Raw genomic sequence first — 20,132 nt, forward strand, 5'->3', positions numbered from 1 at the left:
GCCACATGATAAGCGGATCAGAGATCCTTCAGCAAATCGTGTTCCAGAGAACGCAGAATGGACACGGCTTGTTCCATCATCTCTTCAGGGCTCCGGGTGGCGTCGACGGCCTGGAAACGCGGATCGCCAGCATCGACCATGGCGCGGTAGGACGCGTACACCCGGTCGTGGAAGGCGGCGTCCTCCCTTTCGAGACGGTCCAGGGCGCGACCGGCCGTACGCGACCGGCCCGCCTCCGGCGGCAGGAGGCAGAGCAGGGTCAGGTCCGGGACGGCCTCTCCCACGGCGAAGTCGTTCAGGACGCCGACGCGATCCTCGCCCAGTCCGCGTCCGGCCCCCTGGTAGGCCACCGAGGCGTCCGCATAGCGGTCGCAGAGCACGATCCGGCCCGACGACAGGGCCGGCAGGATAGCTTCGCACACGAGCTGGGCGCGGCTGGCGACCATCAGCAACAGCTCGGTCTCGGGCCGCAGCTCGCGCAGGGCGGGATCGAGCAGGATCTCGCGGATGCGTTCGCCGACCGGCGTACCGCCCGGCTCGCGCAGCAGCAGGGGAGCCCCGCAGCGCGCCGAGAGCAGTTCGGCCAATCCCCCGACGAGCGTCGACTTGCCGCTGCCTTCTGGCCCCTCGAAGGTGACCAGCAGACCGTTGCGCCGTCGATCACTCATCGCCCTGGTCCGGACCGGCGACGAGCACGGCGTCCTCCTCCTGCCGCAGCTTGCGGGACGTAGAAGCGATGCGCTGCACGGTGGTCAGGATCGTCACGATCGCCAGCAGCAGAAGCACCATCTTCAGGACGTGGCGCCCGAGCAGCATGCCGGCGATCAGCAGCGCCATGCGCTCCGGACGCTGCAGCCAGCCGCCGAAGCAGGTCGTGCCGAGACCCTCGGCGCGCGCCCGTGCGTAGCTGGTGGTCAACGAACCGATCAGCGTCAACATGACGAGCACGACCGCGCCGTGATCGGGCCAGGTCAGCGCGTCCATGTAGTACCACGCCAGGCCCGTGAAGACCGCGGCTTCGGCGAGCCGATCGAAGTTGGAATCGAGAAACGCCCCCTGGCGCGACACCTTGCCCTGGAGCCGGGCCAGATTGCCGTCCAGCATGTCGAAGACCGATCCCACGAGCAGGACCAGCGCGCCGAGGAAGAGCCCCCCCCTGGCGGCGATCCAGCCGGCGACGATGCTGATCAGCAGGCCCAGCAGCGACACCGCATTGGGCGTGAGGCCCAGACGGTCCAGCGCCAGGACCAGGGGACGAACCCGCTGCTGCGCCCATTCTCTCAACGCCTTGCGATCCATGGTCAAGCTCCTTCCGGATTCTCGTTGCCCCGCAGGACCAGCACCAGCTCGCCCTTGAGGCGGGGACCCACCATCTCCTCCAGCAGTACGTCGGCCGTGCCGCGCAGGGTTTCCTCGTGCAGCTTGGTCATCTCGCGCACCACCGCCAGTTCGCGCCCGGGGGCCAGTTCGCGCAGGGCCACAAGCGTCTTGCCGACGCGATGAACCGATTCGAGCATCACAACCGTACCGCGCTCCGCCAGCACCTCGCCGAGGAACGTGCGCAGCCGACCCGCGCGGCGGGGCGGATAGCCGACGAACAGGAACCGGTCCGTCGGGAAACCGGCCAGGACCAACGCCGCGAGTATGCTCGACGGCCCCGGAACAACCGACCAGGGCAGGCCTTCGCGCCGCAACGCCTGCAGGAGCACATAGCCCGGATCGGCGATGGCCGGCATGCCGGCGTCGCTGACCACCGCCACGCGTTCACCCCGGTGCAGGCGCTCGACGATGCGGGGCGCCTGCCGGTCCTTGTTGTGGTCGTGGTAGGCCTCGAGCCGGGCATGCACGCCGTACCGCGACAGCAGGCGCCGCGTGCGCCGCGTATCCTCGGCGTAGACCACGTCCGCGGCGGCGAGTGCGGCCAGGCCTCGCGGTGCCATGTCGTCCAGATTCCCGATCGGCGTACATACGAAGAAACAGGTTCCCGCGGGAAAGTCCAGCTCGGGCAGCGTCGGCGACGTCATGACCGGCTCCCGCCTTTTCCGGACAGGTCGGGCATGGGCCGTCCCGGAAAGCGGGCGGTGGGCACCGGCAGCCACTTGAAGGCCTGGGCACGCACGCGCGCACGGACCGCCGTCACGAGATCGGGACGGAAGCCGAGGGCTGCAAGCTGCCTGTCCCCCAGGCCGTCGTCGACCATGGCGTGCAAGAGGCGGTCGGCCTCCTCGTACGTGAAGCCCAGCTCGTCCTCGTCGGTCTGGCCGGCCCAAAGATCCGCGCTGGGCGCCTTTTCCAGGATCGTCCGCGGCAGGCCGAAGTGCCGCGCCAGCGACCGCACCTCGGCCTTGTAGAGGTCCCCCAGCGGGTTGAGCGAGAAGGCGGCGTCGCCGAAGAGGGTGGCGTAGCCCAGCAGGGTCTCGGTGCGGTTGCCGGTGCCGAGCACCAGCGTCCCGTCGCGGGCCGAGATGTCGTACATCACGATCATGCGGCAGCGGGCCATGACGTTGCCGCGCCGCACCCGGGCGTCCGCCGGTATCTCGGCCATGAAGGCGTCGGCCATGGCGGTGATGTCGCGGCGTTCCAGGGCGATGTCCAGGCACGCGGCGACGGCCTCGGCGTCGGCCAGGGAATCCGGATGGCTGGCACGGTATGGCAGGGCGGCCCCCCGCACGCGGTCTGCGCCGAGGCCCTCCTTCGCCAGCGCCGCCGCCACGGCCGAATCAATGCCCCCGGAGAGACCGATCACCACGCCGGCGGCGCCGGCGGCGGCGACGGTTTCGGCGATAAAGCCGCTGGCGAGGGCTGTCGCTGCGGGGGCGGGTATCAGCCAATCCCAGTCGCGTGCGTCTTTCATGTCCTCTCCTCGCCCGTGTCGGGGATCAGGTCTTGCGCCAGGTGGACGGCAGCAGCAACACGAGCACGGTGTAGAGTTCCAGGCGCCCGATCAGCATGAAGAGCGTGAGCAGCCACTTTTCGAACTCGTTCATGAAGGCAAAGTTGCCCGCCGGTCCCACATCCCCCAGACCGGGCCCGATGTTGCCGAGCGTGGCGGCCGTGGCTCCGACGGCCGTCACGATGTCGCGTCCGGTAAGGGTGAGGGCGAGCATCCCGAAAACGAAGACCATCATGTACAACAGCAGGAAGCCCAGCACGCCGGGGGCCAGTGACGACGGCAGCGATCGTTCGTTGAACCACAGGGTATAAATGGCGCGGGGATGCACGAGCTTCTTCACCTCCATATGGGCATGCTTGAGCAGCAGGAGAACCCGCATCATCTTGATACCGCCGCCGGTGGAGCCGGCGCAGCCGCCGAGGGCCATCAGCAGCAGCAGGACGGCGTGCGTGAGCGGCGGCCAGAGCACGTAGTCGGCGGTCCCGTAGCCCGTGGTGGTGCCGATGGACACGACCTGGAAGGCGGCCGCACGCACCTTGTCGGAGAGAACACCCGCGGACGCGACGGGTATCAGCACCGCCAGGACCAGCAATGTCGCCCCCGCCATCACGATGGAGTAGAAACGGAACTCCTCGTCGCGCCAGTAGGCTTGCGGCTTGCCCTTCAGTGCGACGTAGTGGAGGCTGAAGTTGATCCCTGCCAGGAACATGAAGAGCGTGACGATCCACTCCACCGCGGGAGAGCCGAAACCGCCCACGCTGGCATCCAGGGTGGAGAAGCCGCCGGTGGCCATGGTGGTGAAGGCGTGACAGACGGCGTCGTAGGGGCTCATACCTCCGATGATCACCAGGAGCAGGACCTCGAGCAGCGTGATCAGCAGGTAGACGCCCCAGAGCAGGCGTGCGGTCTCGCTGATGCGCGAGGTCAGGCGGTCGGGCGACGGTCCCGGCGCCTCCGCCCGGAACAGCTGCATGCCGCCGACGCCGAGCAGGGGCAGGATGGCCAGGGCCAGCACCACGATGCCCATGCCGCCGAGCCACTGGGTCAGCGACCGCCAGAAGAGCACCGCATGGTGGCCGGCGCCCACGCCCTCGATGTCCGTCATGATGGTCGAACCGGTGGTCGTGAACCCGGAGATCGACTCGAAGACCGCGTCGGTGACCGAAGTGATCGTCCCCGAGAGCAGGAATGGTACGGCGCCCAGCAGTCCGACGGCCATCCAGCCCAGGGTGACGATGGCGAAGCCCTCTCGGTGGCGAAGTTCGGCAGACGTGCGTCCCAGAAACATGAGCCCGGCGCCTGCCACCGCGCCGCAGACACCGGTGAGCAGGAACACGTCCCAGTCGCCCTCGCCGTAGATCAGGTCCACGATCAGGGGCAGAACCTGCGCTCCCGCCGTCACCAGCAAGAGGAAGCCCAGCACCCTGCCGACACCGCGGATATTCATCTACTTGCCCGCCGTGAAGAAACTCTCGATCTCGGCCACGCCCTCGGGTAGTGCGAAGACGATGACCTCGTCGCCCGCGTTCAGCACCGTGTCGCCCCGGGGCGTGACGACGTGGCCCCGCTTCAGCACGGCGCCGATCACCGCGTTGCGCGGGAATATCAGCCGGGACAGGGGTTTGTCCAGGCAGCGCGACCCGGCATCCAGGTGGAATTGCAGGATCTCCGACCCGCTGAATCCCAAGCTCCGGGTACTGACCACGCCGCCGCGCTTGACGAAGCGCGCGATGGCGTCGGCGGTGGACAGGCGCGGCGCGATGGCCGCATCGATGCCCAGCAGGGGCAACAGCGGCACATAGTCGGGCCGATTGACCAGGCATATCGTCTTGGCCGGGCCGTAGTAGTGGGCGAGCAGGCAGGCCATGACGTTGGTCTCCTCGTCCTTGGAGACCGACACGAAGCCGTCCATCTCGCTCAGACCCTCGCTCTTGAGCAGCTCGAGATCCGTACCGTCGGCGTGCAACACCAGGACGCGGTGCAGCTGCTCCGCGGCGCGCGCGCACTTCTCCTCGTCGTGATCGATGAGCTTCACGCCGACGCCGTGATTGGTGAGGTCGCGGGCCAGTTCGAGTCCCATCGCGTTGGCGCCCACGATCATGACGTTCTGCAGCTGAGCCGACGGTGTCGTGACGTACGTCAGCGCCGTGTCGACGGCGCCGCGAGCACCGGCCACGTAGACCTGATCGCCGGGCTCGATGACCGTGTTGCCGCGGGGAATGAGCGTCGCGCCCTCCCGCACCACGGTGATGACCAGGGCCCAGCGGGAACCTAGCCGCTTCTCGATCTCGGCCAGCGACTTGCCGGCCACGAAGGCCCCGTCCCCGACCCGCGCGCCCACCACGCGTACGCGACCGCCAGCGAACTCGTAGACATCGGTGGCGGCCTGCTGCCAGAGGATCTCGCGCATGGAGCGAACGGCCTCGATGTCGGGGTTGATGGCCATGTCGATGCCGTCGAACACCAGATTCCCCGAACGGTAGAATTCGCTGGAACGCACCCGCGCCACCTTGACGGACGCCCCCAGGTGGTGAGCGGTGAGGCAGGCGATGATGTTCGCCTCGTCCTTGTCGGTGACGGCGCAGAAGAGGTCGCAGTCCGCCATGCCCACGTCGTCCAGGAAGGACGGGTTCACGCCGTTTCCCTCCAGGACACGGCAATCGAGGTGCTCCCGGGCCTGGAGCACGCGGTCGTGGTCGAGCTCGATGACGACCACGTCCGACTCGCGGCGGCTCACGGTGCGGGCGAGATCGTCGCCAACGGCACCCGCCCCGACGATCACGATCTTCAAGCTGGTTCCTCCACATAGCTGTTCAAGGCGTCCAGCGCCCGGACGATCTGGTCGTCGTCGACCATGAGATTCGTCACCAGGCGCACGCGCCCACGGCCGAAGGACACGCCCAGTACGCCGCGTTCGCGCAGATGATCGAGCAGCCCCGCCTCGTCGGACGTCCGGTAGATGACGATGTTGGTCTCCACGGCATGATCCAGGCTGATGGCCGGGTTGTCCAGGCCTTCCGCAAGGCGCCTCGCGCGGCGGTGGTCGTCGGCCAGGCGCGGGAGATTGTGGTCGAGGGCGTAGAGGCAGGCGGCGGCGAGGATACCGGCCTGGCGCATGCCGCCTCCGAACAGCTTGCGCGCGCGGCGGGCCCTGGCGATCATGTCGCGTGGACCGGCCAGGATGGAGCCCACCGGGGCGCCCAGGCCCTTGGAGAAGCAGACGCTGACCGTGTCGGCGGGAGCGGCGAGTTCCGAAAGGGCCCGGCCCGTCGCGACGTGGGCGTTCCAGAGCCTGGCGCCGTCCAGGTGGAGGGCGAGACCCCGCGCATGGGCCTCCCGGCCGACGTCGGCGACATCCTCCTGGGGCAGTACCCGCCCGCCGGCGCGGTTGTGGGTGTTCTCCAGGCAGATCAGGCTCGGGGGCGCGCAATGCACGTCGTCGGTGTTCAGATGCGGCGCGATGTCCGCCCAACGCAGGGAACCGCCGCGGCCGACGATGGTGGTGAGCAGCAAACCCGAGAGAGCGGCTGGCGCACCGGCCTCGTAGCGGTAGACGTGGGCGCCGTCCTCGCAGACGACCTGATCTCCCGCTCTGGTCAGCGAGCGCAGGGCGGTCTGGTTGGCCATGGTGCCGCTGGGTACCAGAAGCGCCGCCTCTTTGCCCAGAAGCCCTGCCATCCTCTCCTGGAGCAGGTTCACCGTGGGATCGTCCCCGAAGACGTCATCACCGACTTCGGCCTCGGCGATGGCCCGGCGCATGGCCTCGTCGGGCTGGGTAACCGTGTCGCTCCGTAGATCCACGCGCTCCATGACCCTGCTCTCCTTCGCATTTGATCCGGTTCATGGGACACCGGCCTTCCCGTCGTGGACGGAGAGGCCGGTGCTGGCAGGCAGTTGGCAGATAGGCACAGCGGTATGGCGCCATCTACTTTGATACGGTTGTCAAAAACCGCTGGCCGCTACCTTGTCCTTGAGCATCTTGGAAACCTTGAAGATGGGGACCCTGCGCGCGGGAACGGGCACGGCCTCCCCCGTTCGGGGATTGCGCGCCATTCTTTCCTTGCGTTCCTTCACCTTGAACGTGCCGAATCCGCGGATCTCCAGGTGACGCCCCTGCACAAGAAGATGGCTGACCTTATCGAGGAAGAGATCGACCGTCTCGGCGACTTCCTTCTTGGTCAGACCGGTCTTTTGCGCGATATCCTCCACAATATCGGCTTTGGTCATCACGAACCCCTTTCCGTTGACCCCCGACCGTCCCCTACCTGTCGGAGACGCGGCTCTGGGTTCATCGTCTCCCATAACTGACTAGGAGTCAAGGGATTTTCGCTTCCGGAGCGCTTGCATATTGCATCCCGGACGATCACGCGATTTGCAGGACGGCACGTTTCGAGGTCCGAAGAGGCATGACGAGGAACCGAAGGGCATGCGACACGAGCTACAAAAACGATGTAATTTATTACATATCAATAAGATATGCATTGAGAAAGCAGGCGGGTCGGGCTGGCACGGGCCATGCAGCCGCCGGGTCGACGGAGCAGTATCGGTGACGGCGTGATACCTCGAGAACCGACCTGGGCCACCGATCGCAACTGCTTGTCACACAGGTCGAAACCCGCTTCAAGGAGAAAACGGTGGCTATGAGGAGAATCATGATTGTCGCATTAGCCGCCGCGCTCTGTTCGACCGGCTGCAGCAATACCGACGTCGACAACACGCCGACGAATGTCGATACGGCGCCACCGGCCGTTCCGACCCAGCTCACGGGCAGTTCCTGGCATTCCCAGATCACCATCAGCTGGGCGCCCAACTCCACCGATACCGATTTTGCGGGCTTCAATGTCTACCGAAGCACGGGGACTAGGGTCATGTCACTCACCGAGACCCCCCAGGGCGAGAACTTGTACCTGGATGTGAATCCGACGTCCGGCTACAACATGTACCAGGTGACCGCGGTCGATCAGAGCGGAAACGAGAGCGCCCAGGCCAGCATCGAGATCTGTCTGCAATCCGAATACGACACGTACCATCCCGATCTGCCCTAGCAGGCTGCGGATGCGCACGGAGGAAGCCCCGGACAGGGCTTCCTCGCTGTTTGTGCGGGTCAGACGAAAATGCGGCTCACGAGGTTGGAGATCTGGAGATACCATGCGCTGACGTACAGCACGCCTCTCCACAACAGGCGCCCCAGGCCCACGTTCATCAGCACGATCACCAGCAGGAAGCCATAGGGATACAGCCTGGCGTAAGACCTGGCCAGTTCGTCCTTCAGGGCGGCCATCATGATCCAGCTGCCGTCCAGCGGCGGTAACGGGATCAGGTTGAACAGGGCCAGCAGGATGTTCAGCAACACGCCCCACTGCGTCAACAGGCGCAGGAATGTATAGGCGGCGCCCAGATCGACGATACCTGACTGGAGGCGCGCGTGGGCGTAACCGTCCAGCAGGCCGAACAGGACGGCGAAGACGCCGGCCAGCACCAGATTGCTGGCCGGGCCGGCCGCCGCGATGACGGCGTGATCGCGCATGGGGTTGCGTAGTCGCAACGTGTTCACCGGCACCGGCTTTGCCCATCCGAACATGATACCGCCGGGAAGGAGCGCCATCACCAGCGGCACCACGATCGTGCCGATGGGGTCGATGTGCGCCAAGGGGTTCAGGGTGATCCGTCCCATCCTCGACGCCGTGTCGTCGCCCATGCGCAGGGCGGCCAGCGCGTGGGCGGATTCGTGCACGGTCAACGAGAACAGCAGCACCAGGATCGCGATCGCGACATCCATCGTGGTCTTCCTCAGGTTGTGCCGGGCCGGGGCGGCAGCGTCCGCCAGCGGTCCCAGATGGTATCCGTGGACAGGGCTTCGAGTCGTCCGCCCGCCCCCCGCAGGTGGGACAGGGTCGCGGCGCGGGGAGCCCAGAGCCGCGGATCCGTGGGGCCGAACAGGGCCAGCGTCGGCACGCCCACGGCGCCGGCCACGTGCATCAAGCCCGTGTCGTTGCACAGGAACCGATCCGCGACGGACAGCAGGGCGGCACAAACGCCCAAAGAGGTAGGCGGCAACTCCACCACCTGCGCCAGCGCGTGCGGATCCAGCAGGCGCCGGCCGGCATCCCGGAACCGCGCCATGACCTCGCCGTCCGCCGGCCCCTGCAGCACGAGCAGGGGTTTTCCGGCAGCGACGACTCGCGCGGCGATCACGGCGAAACGATCGGCCGGCCAGAGATTGGCGGCCTTGCCGGCGCCGGGATGCATGACCCAGAGCCGTCCTTCGCCGGGCACGTCCCGGCGCAGCTCCTCGGCGCGCGCCGTCTCCTGCGGCGAGGACGCGACCACCGTGGTGGAATCGTCGGTCTCGAAACCGATGGCCGCCAGGGGCGCCAGGTTGTGATCCACGGCGTGACGATCGATATCCGGCATGGACGGCATGACCAGGGAAAAGGCGTGCCGGCTGATGTCGAAGCCGAAAGGCCGGCTGTCGCCGCCCACGATCACCGCGGCACCGGAGGCGGCCGCCAGGGCCGCGCTGGTCACCGACCAGGAAACCGAGCTGAGCACGAACGCCAGCTCCGGGGCGAAGTTCCTCAGCTCGCCGATGAAACGCAGCAAGGGGACCGGCCGCGTGCAGTCGCGCTTGGCGAAGACGAAGACGCGGTCCAGATCGGGATTGTGCAGCACCACATCGCGATTGACCGGCGCGCAGACCAGGCCGATCTCGGCGTCGGGATACTGGCGGCGGATGGCGCGCAGGGCGGGCGTCGCGCAGACCATGTCCCCCATCTGGTTGTGCTGTCGGACGATCAGGATCCGACCGGGCCGCAGGGCGCGGACTTCGGCCGCGCTCAGCTCCTGCCGCCGCCACAGGCGCGCCAGCAGGCCGGATACCGTCCGTTTCACCCCTTTACGCCAAGAATGCTCCTTCACACGCCCTCCTGGCACTTTCGTTGCTATTCGACGCCTGTCCCGATCCCCAAGGCGAGGAGGAGGTCCGGCACCTTGCGCAGCCTGCAGAAATCGCTGTTCGTCCTGGCCATGGCCGCAACGACCGGCCTATTTTCCTACGAGATCGTCTGCAAGTCCGACGCTTGGCTGGGCGGACCGTTGCCCGGCTGGTTCGAGGCGCAGGACGTCGAGCGCTGGACGCCGTTCGTGCGCTGGACCGGCAGCCCGCCCGTCGATCGCCTGATCCACGAAGGCCAGGAGGCCGCCGCCTATTATTCCTTTTTCCTGCGCCGGGGGCCTCGCTCGGCCTCGCGCGTCTCCAGGGCCCCCAGGATCAACAGATAGGCTTCATGTCGCCAGGCGGGCAGCTCGCCGTCGCGAACAGCCCGCTTGATGCCGCATCCCGGCTCGTCGCGATGCACGCAGGTCGCGAAACGGCAGTCCCCCGCCGGGGTGAGGAAATCCGGGAACAGCGTGCGTAGTTCGACCGGTTCGACGTCCCAGGGCTCGAAACCCCTGATGCCGGGCGAATCGGCGATGAAGCCGCCGTCACCGATCGGGAAGAGTTCGGTGCGCGTGGTGGTATGGCGCCCGAGCCCGGTCTTCTCGGTGACGTCGCCGATCTCCAGGTCCAGTCCCGTGGCCCTGGCCAGCAGGGCGCTCTTGCCGGTGCCCGAGGCGCCGAGCAGCAGCGTTATCCTGCCGAGTAGGGCGTCGTGGAAAGCATCGACGCCGTCCCCCGTCTCGGCGGAGGTGCGCAACAGGCAGTAGCCGATGGTCGCGTAGTAGTCCCAGCGGGCATCGCCGGCGGCCGCGGCGTCGAGATCGATCTTGTTGACGCAGAGCAGACCCGCCACCCCGTAGCGTGCGGACGCCGCCAGCAGGCGGTCCACGAAACCCGACATGGGCGCCGGCTGGCACACCGACTGCACGACGACGATCTGGTCGAGGTTCGCCATCAGGACCTGCTCGGTGCGTCCGCTGTCTCTGCGGGAAGAGGTGCGCGAGATCTTGTTGGCGCGGGGCAGCACTTCTTCGACGACGCCGGATCGCGTGTCGCTGCCGGCGTCCGCCACGGGACGGAACGCCACACGATCGCCCGCCACCGCCACCGTGTGCGACCTGCGCTTGCCCTGCTTGAGTCGGCCGCGCAGCTGGCAGAGATACTCGCGCCCGTCGCAGAGCACCGTGCAAAACCCGCTCTGTGAGCGAATGACGATTCCTTCGCGCTTGTCGCCTGCGCCGTCTCGATCCACCCGTACACTCCCTGCGGTCCGGAAATGAGCCTTGAGGTTTTAAAATCTATTGCTTAGTTTTCGATTGTTCCAGTGCTTCCCTACGATCATCCAGCCCGCAAGGTGGTGTCAATGGACATCAAGGAAGTCCTCCAGTTAACTTCTCCGGACCGCTTCATCCCCGAACTCGCGGCGAAAGACAAGGAAGGCGTGCTGGCCGAGATGACCGACGCGCTGGTGGCCGGCTCCCCGATCGGCGACAAGGAAACCATCCTGGAGATGCTCAAGAGCCGCGAATCCCTCGGCAGCACGGCCGTGGGCCCCGGCGTGGCTTTCCCGCACGGCCGCACTCTGGCGGCCCAGGACCTGATCATCGTGGTCGCGCGCTCGCGCAAGGGTGTCCCCTTCGCGTCGATGGACGGCGAGCCGACCCACCTCTTCTTCATGCTGATCGCGCCGCCGCAGGACACGGGCAACCAGTACATCCGCTCCCTGGCGGTGCTGACCGAGAAGATGCAGGACGACGCGGTGCGCGAAGCCGCGTTGCGGGCCGACGGCTACGAAGCTTTTTGCAAGGTGTTAACGGAGGAATAGGCCATGAACCGACAGCTGGTACTCCTGGTCTCGATCCAGAATCTCGAACTGCAGCTTCGCGACGCCCGGGACGAGGAGAAGGCGCGAGAGCTCGAAGCCATGGGCTTCCCCATGGACGAGGACAAGATCAGGGGGGACATCGAGGGATTGCTCGCCCAGGTGGAGCCCCGTCACAAGGGCTACTACACGCGATTGAAGCAGAAGTACGACAACCCCGTGGTACCCGTGTGGGACGGCCACTGCACCGGCTGTTTCGCCAACGTGCCGACATCGTTCAACTCGGTGGTCCACGAGAACAAGGTGCTGTCCTGCGAGAGCTGCGGGCGCATCCTGTTCCGGCCCTAGCTCCGCATCAATCAAGATCGATGAGGGGCGGTCCGTGCGGGCCGCCCCTCGTTGTCGGGCTGTCGGCGCGGGCTGGGAGGATGTCCTTGCCGCCAATCCTGTCAAACGCTCATCACTCGATGCCTGATCCCGTAAGGGTCTCCGCGCAGGATGTGAGCTGGCCCGCCTCCTCCACCATCTTCTTCTTCTCGCCGCCGTCGTCGCGGATCCCCAGGTCGGTGCGGGTCCACTTGTTGGACGGTTTGAGCTGCGACGCCACGAGGTCGTTCTCCCAGTCGATGCCCGGTTCCTTGAGGAAGACGTAATCGTCACCGTCGTGATCGATCATCACGAGATCGCCGCGGCGGATCTGCTCGCTGCAGATGTGATGGGAGACCGGTGTGACGACACGCATCTCCACGACCCGTTTGAGCGGGCGCGCGCCGTATTCGGGATCGGTGCCTTCGTCCACGAGGCGCGCCTTGGCCCGCCGCGTGACCTCCAGCAGGAAGGGCTCGGCGCTGTCCAGCGCGCGGTGGTGCACCTGGGAGATGAGATTGTCGAGGATGGCGAAGAGATGCTCGCGCTTGAGTGTGTGATAGGTGACGAGCTCGTCGAAGCGGTTGAGGAATTCCATGGGGAAGATCTTCTTGGCTTCCCGCGTGGCCGCGTCCCCGACGTCGCGGTCCACCTGCTCCAGGTTCCAGCCGGGCGAGAAGCCGATGCCGCTGCCGGAAAGATGGGCGTTCATGGCCTGGCTGCCGACGTTGGTGGTCAGGACGATGATCGTGCTGGTGAAGTCGACTTCCTCGTTGTTGGCCAGCACCAGGTGGCCGTCCTCCAGGATGCCGAGCAGCGTGTTCCACATCTTGGGATGGGCCTTCTCGATCTCGTCGAAGAGCACGATCGACAGGTAGCGCTCGGAGTCGCTGGGGAACATGTCGGCAAGCTTGCCGCCCTCTTCGCTGATCATGCCGCAGTGACGCTCGCCGGCCTTGAGGTGGTGCTTGTCCAGGTTCTCCTGGGCGAGCAGGGGCCGGATCTCGCCGCCCACGTAACCGGGGGGCGAACCGAGCAGCTTGGAGATGTTGTAGTGGGCCGAGAATTCCTGGCAGTTGATGCGCGTGTAGGCGCGGCGATCGCCGAAGATCGACTCGGCCAGGCAGCGCACCGTCTCGGTCTTGCCGACGCCGGTGGGTCCCATGAACATCATCGTGAGCAACGGGCGCTCGGGATCGTGGATCCCCGCGATGAGACGACTGAAGCAGTCCGAGATCCTCTCGCTCGCCGCCGGCTGTCCCACCACCATCTGATCCATGCGCCGGCGGAAACGGCGCAGCTGTTCGTTCACCACGCCAGATTTCAACTCTATCACTACCGACTCCTCGGTTGCTCATCGAGACGGATCCCCCGGATCCCGCCGTCCTGTGCTATCGGAGGCCGGGCGTCGCACTTGCCCGACCGTCCTAACATCGTCTCGATGAACGGCTCCTTGAGCCCAAAACCGCGGAGTTCCCGACTGTCCGGAGGAAGTACCTGTTCACGGCCGGAAAGGCCGTGACTGCCCGGGCAATCGGGGGTTCTACAGCCGGCGGGGCGCCGGCTGCGGCCGGCCCCGGAGGGCCGGCCGCAAGAGGGGCTAGGGAAGATCGCCCGACTGCTTCAGGTAGGGCTTCTGCGTCGCCCGGGGGTTCTCCACCCAGCGGTCGTCGATGCGGGGGCGGATGGGGCTGTGCAGCTTGAGGTAATGCTCGACCGACTCGGCGGTCGTGATCTGGGTCAGGTTGATGTCCGCGGCCGGGATCGTGGTCAGGAAATCGAGGCCGCTGTTGCCCTCCATGAGGAAGGATGTGCAGACGACATGGTAGACCCGCTCGGGATCCAGGGGCTCGCCGCCGATCAGCAGTTCGCAGACGCGGTCGAGGTTGGGACGGTTCTTGTTGAAGACGATCTTGGCGCCGGAGATGCAGATGCCTCCCGAATCGCCGCGCACCTTGCGCTCCACGATGTGGCGGATCATCTCCCCCCTCATTTGCACGATGACCAGCTCGTTGCCGAAGGGCAGTATGCTGAAGACGTCCTTGGCGGTGATGTCGCCGGACGGCACGTCGGCGCGCAGGCCGCCCAGGTTCTGGAAGGAGAAGTCGGCGTCGAAGTACTCGCGCATGGCGTCGGTCACCACGTTGCCCACCAGGTTGGAGCCGGGACCGCCGCGGGTGAGGTTCACCGCCGAGCTGCCGACCACCGTGTTCATGGCCGCCTCGGCCTCTTCGATGTAGGGCTCGAGGGTCCGGCGCATCGTCTCCTCGGGCCAGAGCTCGTCCTCGAAGAGCGTGATCAGGGTGCCGCGGTCGTGGGGGGTCTCGTAGCCGACGAGGGAACCCGTCGGGCGATCGACGAGCAGGATGGCATGCCCCACGCTCGAACCGTTGCCGTAGGATTCGAAGCACATGGTATGCGTCATGGGGTCGATCCAGGGCTCGTCGTAGCCGCGGTGGGTGTGGCCGCCGACGGCGAAGTCGATTCCCTCGACGGCGTTGGCGATCTCCATGAGGTTCAGGGATCCGCCTTGCACGTAGCCGTAGCCGCCGCCCTGGGCGTCCTGCTGGTCGCTGTCCGCGTCCTCGCCCGAGATGATGAGCTTCCAGCCGGCCTCGGGATCGTAGGGCAGGCCCTCGTGGATGAGCAGGGCGATCAGGTCCACGCCCTGGGCCAGCAGCTCGTCGCGGTACTTCTCGATGGCGGGCAGCATGGGGTCGAAGATCAGACCCGCGATGTTCTGCGGGAAGGACATGGCGACGGTGCCGGTGGTGATGATGCCGATGCAGCCGATCTTCAGGCCGCCGCGCTCGATGATGAGGGTGGGCCGGCACCAGTCGACGATCTCGCCGTCGCTCTCGTCGCGCAGGTTGGCGCAGAGCCAGGGCGCGTCGGTCTGGCTGGAGAGCCGCATCGTGTTTTCGCGCCCCAAGTCGAAATCGTGGTTGCCGGGCACGATGCAGTCGTAGCCCATGGCGTTGAAGTACTCCACCACGGCGTCGCCCTGGGTCTTGGCGCCCACGGGCGTGCCCTGGAAGAAGTCGCCCACGTCCACCATCAGCACGGATTCGCCCCGGCGGGCCGCCTCCGCGCGGACCCGGTTCACGTAGTTGGCAAGCGAGGCGCCGCCGCCCAGCGGCGGTGGGAAGTTGGGATTCATGAACCGCGCCGGCTCGGGCGCGATGTGACCGTGGACGTCGTTGGTCCAGATCAGGTGCAACCGCATCGGCTCGTCCGCCGCGGCGGCGGACGCCAGGAACAGCGCCGACACCAGCGCCAGCAGCATCATCGTCATCGTCGTCTTGCCGTTCATGATCCTCTTCTCCTCGCAGACCGTGGCCGCTCCGCCTACAAGCTAGAACAGATAGGTGAAGCCCGCCCCCAGACGGAACCGGGTCTCCTCGACACGCGCCGTCAGCGCGGTCAGGATGGTCGGATCATCGTACTCGTAGGGGAACCAGTGTTCCTGGTAGCTGGTCACCTTGCTCAGCTCGGCGGACAGGTGGAACACACCGTGCTGCCAGGGCACGCCGATGCCGGTGGTGAAGAACGTGGCACCGGCCTCGTGGTCGCTGTAGCTGTCCATGTGGCGGAAGCCGAAGCGCAGGGGCACGCCGTTATAGAAGATGTGCTCCACGCCGATGCGCATGTCGACCGTGTCCTCGAAGCGAGGCTGTTCGTCATCCGGCAGGCTGCTGTCCGTGAGCTGTGTCCATTCGGAGAAGACCATGTCGGCCGTGAAGATCGTGCGCGGGTCGGATCGAGGGTAGAGCGTGAAGCCCACGCGAAAGCGGTTCGCGTACTCGATGGTGACGTCCTGGGCGACGGCGCCGACGGCCACCGTATCCGCGACCGAGTCGTATTCCTCGGTCCGGGCGGTCGCCTCGCCCGACACCTTGAGCGGGGTCTCCCAGGCCGCGCCGATCTCGAAGCGGGGGGTGGCCTTGATGCGCAAGCCCAGGGTGGCGTTGGCGCCTTCCAGCCAGTGCTCGCCCGCCAGGTGGACGCTGTTGTCGTTGCTCTGGAAATACCGCCGGTTGACGTCTATGTAGCGCGTGCCGAAGGCGTAATGCCCCGCGACGCCCACCGAAAGCCTCTGGTCGGGCGTGCTCATGGCGAAGCCCAGGCTCAGGGCGCGCAACCGGCCGTCGTAGCGCCACGACCGCTCCTCGAGGATCTGGTCGTAGGGAGTAGAGGTCGGGTCGGGGTCGCGCACTTCCTCCGCGAAGTCGTAGGTGAAATCGTAGAGGGTGCTCAGCGACAGGCCGACCGCGAGCCCCTCGGCGGCCCGTATGGCGGCGCCGAAGTCCGAGTCGAAGTAGTGGTTGCGGTTGCTGGCGATGGCCGTGTCGGTCACGTAGCTGCCGAAGCTGTCCCACAGGGGCTGGAAGCGGTCCTCGTGGTCCTGGTACAGGGACACCGACCCGTCCAGGCGCGTGTCCCGTTCCTCGGATAGCATCGCCGGGTTGAGCCGGGCGGACAGGCCGCCACGGTAGTAGGCCGCGCCGGTGCCGGCCATGGCGTCGACTTCGGCGCCCAGGGTGCCGGCCGGCGAACCGTAGGAGGTGTCGAGCACCGATCCGGCGACGGAGGCGCCGGGCAGGATCATCAGCAGCCCCACGAACAGGACGCCCGGCACAGCGGACGACAGGTGGATCTTGTTCTTGCGCTTCATCTTATCGATCTCCTTCATCAGAAGGTGTAGTCCATCTGCAGGCGGAACACGGTCCAGTCCCGCGGCGCGTAGCTGCTCTCTATCTGCTGTCCGTAGGCGTCCTGGTAGGAGCGCACGTCCAGGTAGGTGCGCGGCAGGTTGTGATCGCGGGTGACCTTGAGCTGGAAGAGCAGCCTGTCCGAGACACGGCTCTCGACCTTGGCCCAGTTGCGGAACCCGCGTCCGTCCACCACGACGAACTCGTTGCCCTCGAAATTCCAGAGGAAGCCGTCGTACATCTCCGCGCTGACCGAGACCTTGAGCGTGGGCGCGAAGTTATGCTCGTACATGGCCTGCACGGCGTGCGCGGGAATGCCCGCGGTGCCCACGCCGGGGATGCCGTCGTTGACGTATGGTTCATCTCCGGGTAACGGCGTGCCGCTGAGGCGCTGGCGCGGCGGGAACATGACGTTGCTGGTCATGTACATCAGCCGCACGCGGTTGTAGTTGGACAGCAGGGCGATCAACTCGAAGCGGGTCTCCCAGGAGCTGAACCAGCGCACGTCGTTGGGGTTCATCTGCGAGCGGCTGCTGTACCGGTGCCGCATCCGCAGGCGCAGGTTGAACTTGGGCTGGTACTCCACTTTCAACGTGTAACGGCGCAGGTCGGCGCCGTCGGCCTTGCGCTCCCACTGGTCGTATTCCAGGCCGTTGAGGATCAGGGTGCGGCTGACGCGGTAGCGGCTCTGCAGGAAGAGGCCGCGCTCCGGCTTGGGCTGCGGCGTGTTCAGCGACAGCCACGAGTAGAGGTCGTCGTTCAGGCGGAACGGCGAGTCCAGCAGCGTCTGCTCGTAGCGGTTGTCGTTGCCGAAGCCGCGGTTGTAGGGGTTGTCGAAGCCCACGTCGTAGTCGCGCCAGATGGCCAGCAGGTGCAGATCGTCCCACTGGGCGTAGGCGTTGAGCAGCAGGGCGTCGTTGATCTCCCCCTTGAGGAAGCTCTCGCGCGGATCCTGCAGCACGGCGTATTCGCCCTGCAGGGACACGTTGTCGTGCACCGTCTGGAATTCGGCGCCATAGACGCGGCGGAACTTGTGTTCGGTGCGCGTGCTGTCGCCGGGATCGGAGAAGACGCTGGTGTAGCCCTGCCAGATCTCGCTGTCGCGGGCTTCGAGCAGGTCGCGCGTGTTCAGGCTGTAGTCGCTGACCAGCGTCGCCGGGTCGGCGACGAAGCCGCGATCGTATCTCGCCTCGTAACCCGTCACGCCCACGTAGCTCGCCGTGCCCAGCATGAGCTTGACGTTGCCGCCGGTGATGTCCTCGGTGAAGGCGTCGCGGACGAGCCGCGTCGGCGTGTCGGGGAGCTGGTCCACGGTATAGCTGCGGCCGGGTTCGAACGCCAGGTGCTCGTCCAGCCAGGCGTCGGTGGGACGCGGCTCCATGATCACGTACTGGTTGATCGTGCCGTCGGGGTTGAGGATGGCGTCCTTCTTCTCGCGGGAGAAGAACACGGTCGCGTGAAGGGGGCCGACCTTGCCCTCCGCCGCCACGCCCGTCAGGGCGTACTCGTGGCTGCGGCTCAGGTCCCCGCGCACCCCGATCGGCCGCTTGTTCCAGCCGAAGCCGGTGCGCCGGTACTGGATGAAGTCCGTGTTGTCCATGACCAGCCCCTGGCCGAAGGCGACACGGTAGTTGCCGAAGTACAGGCGCTTCAGATGGAAGGGCCCGAATCTCTTGTCGTTGATCCCGTAGTAGCCCTTGAACGTCTCGTGCCAGGATTCCTCGCCCATGTTGCGGTGGGTCAGCAGGCCCGCGCGGAAGCCGCCCGATAGGTTCAGGTTGATCTTGTGGGTCATGTGCGGGTCGCCCTCGGTCAGCAGGGTCGTCCCGGTGATCTCGTCGTCGTCCAGCATGTACGGGGTGTCGTAGTAGCGCACCTCGTAGTTGCCGCGCACCTGCTCGGATTCGTCCACCCGGTCCTCGTCCTGGTAGACGACGAAGTCGCGGATGTTGCGGTAGGCCCAGTAGCGCAGGCCGTCGCTGCGGCGCAGCTGGCGGTCGTTGTCGAAGCGCCCCAGGCGGTCGCGCGCCATGAGGATGTTCTTGGCGTCGACCGGGGAGACGTTCTGGAACGACTGCAGGTCGAAGAGATCGAGGTCGTTGACGTTCTTGGGCTCGCGCATCATGTCGAGGTACTCGTCGACGAGCCCCTCGCTGGCGCCCTCCTGCCCCAGGTAGTTGTTGACCTGGCGGTAGGATTCGGCCAGGCGCGCGATGCTCGCGTCCAGGGGGTCGGGCGGCAGCGTGGCGACCAGGGGTTTGAGCTCCGCCAGGACGGCGGCGGTCATGCCCTCCACCTCCATGAGGTCGTATATGCTGTCGAAGTACCGGACATAGTCCCGGTAGTCGACGATCCGGCGGGCCAGCACCTCGTCCACGGGCAGCTGGAGGACCTCCTCCAGCGACGCCCGGTTGAGGTCCACCAGCCCCGGTGGTGCGGCCAGCGCGCCGCCGACGGTCAGGACCGCCAGCAGCAGGGCCGCGAACCGGATCGTGAGGCTGCAGTTTTTCACGGTGTCTCACCGCCCCAGGCGAAGGTCATGCCGAACTGGTGGCTCGGCGAGAGGACGCCGCCGCCGGACGAGAAACCGTAGTTCACCACGAAACCCTGGTAGGCGTAGCCGAAACCGCCGGTGTACTTGCCGGGATTGGTCATCACGCCGGCGCGCAGCAGCAGGTCTCCCAGCACCGAGAACTCCACGCCGCCGTGATACTGGGTCTCCCCGTCGATCGTGTTCTCGAACTCGAAGGTGGTCGTCACGCCGTCGTAGGGCAGGTACGCGATGCCGCCGTGCAGGCGCGAGGTCAGCTCCTCGTTGTCGAGTCCGATCTGGGGGTTGTTCATGTTCTTGACCAGCACGCCGATGCGCGTGCGCCGGTGCAGCGTGACCAGCAGGCCGACGTCGAAGCCGGCGACGATGTCTTGGCCGGGGTCGAAACCGGAAACGGTCTTGCCGAACTCCAGGCTGTACAGGTTCAGCGCCGTCCCGAAGCTCACCGCGGAATGGAGATCCTCGTAGAGCATGATGCCGTGGGCGAGGGTGTAGGTGATCTCCTTCTCCAGCGACACCTCCTGGTACTCGACGGCGAAATGACGGATGCCGAAGCCGAAGTTGCCCAGGCGCGGTGTGCCGGGGATCACGCCGCCCAGGTACATCTGCTCGTTGAAGCCCAGGCCGTAGGGTTTGACGTAGCTGTTGCCCAGGGCCACGCCCTGGATGCGCGCCAGCCCGGCCGGATTGAAGTACGGGGCGAAGGCGTCGTCCGCCACGGCCACGGCGGCGTCGCCCATCCCCCGCGCCCGCGGGCTGATGTCCACGTTCTCGAAAGCCGCCAGGACCGGCCCCGCGAGGAGGCACAGAGCCAGGACGGCGGTTGTCGCAACGATTCTCCGTTTCAT

At 66.5% G+C, this 20,132-nt stretch carries 20 protein-coding genes; 4 read left to right on the forward strand and 16 right to left on the reverse strand.

Annotated elements, in window-relative coordinates:
- Window positions 1-17: 17 nt before the first annotated feature.
- From tmk to KJ554_05295, 8 genes are all read right to left on the reverse strand, one after another.
- Complete coding sequence (tmk, locus tag KJ554_05260; GenBank protein MBU0741745.1) at window positions 18-668, reverse strand: dTMP kinase; 651 nt, start codon at window positions 666-668, stop codon at window positions 18-20.
- A complete protein-coding gene (locus KJ554_05265; protein MBU0741746.1) occupies window positions 661-1,299 on the reverse strand; it encodes a CDP-alcohol phosphatidyltransferase family protein in 639 nt (212 codons plus the stop codon). The genes tmk and KJ554_05265 overlap by 8 nt, the downstream gene beginning before the upstream one ends.
- Before the next feature lie 2 nt (window positions 1,300-1,301).
- Window positions 1,302-2,024: a 16S rRNA (cytidine(1402)-2'-O)-methyltransferase gene (gene rsmI, locus KJ554_05270; protein ID MBU0741747.1), complete on the reverse strand. Its 723-nt coding sequence runs from the start codon at window positions 2,022-2,024 to the stop codon at window positions 1,302-1,304.
- Window positions 2,021-2,854, reverse strand: coding sequence for an NAD+ synthase (locus tag KJ554_05275; protein MBU0741748.1), 834 nt, complete (start codon window positions 2,852-2,854; stop codon window positions 2,021-2,023). The genes rsmI and KJ554_05275 overlap by 4 nt, the downstream gene beginning before the upstream one ends.
- A gap of 25 nt (window positions 2,855-2,879) precedes the next feature.
- Entirely contained in the window at window positions 2,880-4,340 is a 1,461-nt protein-coding gene (locus tag KJ554_05280) for a TrkH family potassium uptake protein (protein ID MBU0741749.1), read from the reverse strand.
- Window positions 4,341-5,684, reverse strand: a complete 1,344-nt coding sequence (trkA, locus tag KJ554_05285) for a Trk system potassium transporter TrkA (protein ID MBU0741750.1) — start codon at window positions 5,682-5,684, stop codon at window positions 4,341-4,343.
- On the reverse strand, window positions 5,681-6,703 hold the full coding sequence (locus KJ554_05290; protein MBU0741751.1) for an aminotransferase class I/II-fold pyridoxal phosphate-dependent enzyme: 1,023 nt from the start codon (window positions 6,701-6,703) through the stop codon (window positions 5,681-5,683). Before KJ554_05290 ends, trkA begins: the two co-directional genes overlap by 4 nt.
- Before the next feature lie 132 nt (window positions 6,704-6,835).
- Complete coding sequence (locus tag KJ554_05295; GenBank protein ID MBU0741752.1) at window positions 6,836-7,120, reverse strand: integration host factor subunit beta; 285 nt, start codon at window positions 7,118-7,120, stop codon at window positions 6,836-6,838.
- A 425-nt stretch (window positions 7,121-7,545) separates the two neighbouring features.
- On the opposite strand from KJ554_05295, the gene KJ554_05300 reads away from it, so the two are divergent.
- Window positions 7,546-7,938, forward strand: coding sequence for a hypothetical protein (locus KJ554_05300; GenBank protein MBU0741753.1), 393 nt, complete (start codon window positions 7,546-7,548; stop codon window positions 7,936-7,938).
- A gap of 59 nt (window positions 7,939-7,997) precedes the next feature.
- Here KJ554_05300 and KJ554_05305 read toward each other — a convergent pair whose 3' ends face one another.
- Together KJ554_05305 and KJ554_05310 are read right to left on the reverse strand one after the other, a co-directional pair.
- A complete protein-coding gene (locus tag KJ554_05305; GenBank protein MBU0741754.1) occupies window positions 7,998-8,672 on the reverse strand; it encodes a site-2 protease family protein in 675 nt (224 codons plus the stop codon).
- A gap of 11 nt (window positions 8,673-8,683) precedes the next feature.
- A complete protein-coding gene (locus KJ554_05310) occupies window positions 8,684-9,784 on the reverse strand; it encodes a glycosyltransferase family 9 protein (GenBank protein ID MBU0741755.1) in 1,101 nt (366 codons plus the stop codon).
- A 99-nt stretch (window positions 9,785-9,883) separates the two neighbouring features.
- On the opposite strand from KJ554_05310, the gene KJ554_05315 reads away from it, so the two are divergent.
- Window positions 9,884-10,174 (forward strand): hypothetical protein, encoded by a 291-nt coding sequence (locus tag KJ554_05315; GenBank protein MBU0741756.1) that lies wholly within the window; start codon window positions 9,884-9,886, stop codon window positions 10,172-10,174.
- Here the strand turns inward: KJ554_05315 and rsgA are convergent.
- On the reverse strand, window positions 10,102-11,085 hold the full coding sequence (gene rsgA / locus KJ554_05320) for a ribosome small subunit-dependent GTPase A (protein ID MBU0741757.1): 984 nt from the start codon (window positions 11,083-11,085) through the stop codon (window positions 10,102-10,104). The genes KJ554_05315 and rsgA overlap by 73 nt on opposite strands.
- 111 nt (window positions 11,086-11,196) lie before the next feature.
- On the opposite strand from rsgA, the gene KJ554_05325 reads away from it, so the two are divergent.
- Both KJ554_05325 and KJ554_05330 read left to right on the forward strand, forming a co-directional pair.
- Complete coding sequence (locus KJ554_05325; protein ID MBU0741758.1) at window positions 11,197-11,658, forward strand: PTS sugar transporter subunit IIA; 462 nt, start codon at window positions 11,197-11,199, stop codon at window positions 11,656-11,658.
- Between the two features lie 3 nt (window positions 11,659-11,661).
- Window positions 11,662-12,003 carry a hypothetical protein gene (locus tag KJ554_05330; protein ID MBU0741759.1) on the forward strand — a complete coding sequence of 114 codons (342 nt, stop codon included), beginning with the start codon at window positions 11,662-11,664 and terminating at the stop codon, window positions 12,001-12,003.
- Window positions 12,004-12,115: 112 nt separating this feature from the next.
- Here the strand turns inward: KJ554_05330 and KJ554_05335 are convergent, their stop codons facing one another.
- The 5 genes from KJ554_05335 to KJ554_05355 form a co-directional block, all read right to left on the reverse strand.
- Entirely contained in the window at window positions 12,116-13,357 is a 1,242-nt protein-coding gene (locus KJ554_05335; GenBank protein MBU0741760.1) for an AAA family ATPase, read from the reverse strand.
- A gap of 264 nt (window positions 13,358-13,621) precedes the next feature.
- A complete protein-coding gene (locus KJ554_05340; GenBank protein ID MBU0741761.1) occupies window positions 13,622-15,334 on the reverse strand; it encodes a bifunctional metallophosphatase/5'-nucleotidase in 1,713 nt (570 codons plus the stop codon).
- A gap of 42 nt (window positions 15,335-15,376) precedes the next feature.
- The gene (locus KJ554_05345; protein MBU0741762.1) at window positions 15,377-16,696 is read right to left on the reverse strand and encodes a hypothetical protein; all 1,320 of its coding nucleotides are present in this window, start codon (window positions 16,694-16,696) and stop codon (window positions 15,377-15,379) included.
- A gap of 17 nt (window positions 16,697-16,713) precedes the next feature.
- Window positions 16,714-19,245 carry a helix-hairpin-helix domain-containing protein gene (locus tag KJ554_05350; protein ID MBU0741763.1) on the reverse strand — a complete coding sequence of 844 codons (2,532 nt, stop codon included), beginning with the start codon at window positions 19,243-19,245 and terminating at the stop codon, window positions 16,714-16,716.
- Window positions 19,242-20,132, reverse strand: coding sequence for a hypothetical protein (locus KJ554_05355; GenBank protein ID MBU0741764.1), 891 nt, complete (start codon window positions 20,130-20,132; stop codon window positions 19,242-19,244). Before KJ554_05355 ends, KJ554_05350 begins: the two co-directional genes overlap by 4 nt.

This window comes from bacterium (assembly GCA_018814885.1).
Taxonomy (GTDB): Bacteria; Krumholzibacteriota; Krumholzibacteriia; order LZORAL124-64-63; family LZORAL124-64-63; genus JAHIYU01.

What these genes read in the sequence shown, in the direction of transcription:
- KJ554_05290 (MBU0741751.1), bottom strand. Translation starts at nt 6,703, where the DNA reads ATGGAGCGCGTGGATCTACGGAGCGACACGGTTACCCAGCCCGACGAG.
- KJ554_05295 (MBU0741752.1), bottom strand. Translation starts at nt 7,120, where the DNA reads ATGACCAAAGCCGATATTGTGGAGGATATCGCGCAAAAGACCGGTCTG.
- KJ554_05330 (MBU0741759.1), top strand. Translation starts at nt 11,662, where the DNA reads ATGAACCGACAGCTGGTACTCCTGGTCTCGATCCAGAATCTCGAACTG.
- KJ554_05345 (MBU0741762.1), bottom strand. Translation starts at nt 16,696, where the DNA reads ATGAAGCGCAAGAACAAGATCCACCTGTCGTCCGCTGTGCCGGGCGTC.
- KJ554_05280 (MBU0741749.1), bottom strand. Translation starts at nt 4,340, where the DNA reads ATGAATATCCGCGGTGTCGGCAGGGTGCTGGGCTTCCTCTTGCTGGTG.
- KJ554_05300 (MBU0741753.1), top strand. Translation starts at nt 7,546, where the DNA reads ATGATTGTCGCATTAGCCGCCGCGCTCTGTTCGACCGGCTGCAGCAAT.
- KJ554_05325 (MBU0741758.1), top strand. Translation starts at nt 11,197, where the DNA reads ATGGACATCAAGGAAGTCCTCCAGTTAACTTCTCCGGACCGCTTCATC.
- KJ554_05275 (MBU0741748.1), bottom strand. Translation starts at nt 2,854, where the DNA reads ATGAAAGACGCACGCGACTGGGATTGGCTGATACCCGCCCCCGCAGCG.
- rsmI (MBU0741747.1), bottom strand. Translation starts at nt 2,024, where the DNA reads ATGACGTCGCCGACGCTGCCCGAGCTGGACTTTCCCGCGGGAACCTGT.
- KJ554_05340 (MBU0741761.1), bottom strand. Translation starts at nt 15,334, where the DNA reads ATGAACGGCAAGACGACGATGACGATGATGCTGCTGGCGCTGGTGTCG.
- KJ554_05305 (MBU0741754.1), bottom strand. Translation starts at nt 8,672, where the DNA reads ATGGATGTCGCGATCGCGATCCTGGTGCTGCTGTTCTCGTTGACCGTG.
- tmk (MBU0741745.1), bottom strand. Translation starts at nt 668, where the DNA reads ATGAGTGATCGACGGCGCAACGGTCTGCTGGTCACCTTCGAGGGGCCA.
- KJ554_05265 (MBU0741746.1), bottom strand. Translation starts at nt 1,299, where the DNA reads ATGGATCGCAAGGCGTTGAGAGAATGGGCGCAGCAGCGGGTTCGTCCC.
- KJ554_05355 (MBU0741764.1), bottom strand. Translation starts at nt 20,132, where the DNA reads ATGAAACGGAGAATCGTTGCGACAACCGCCGTCCTGGCTCTGTGCCTC.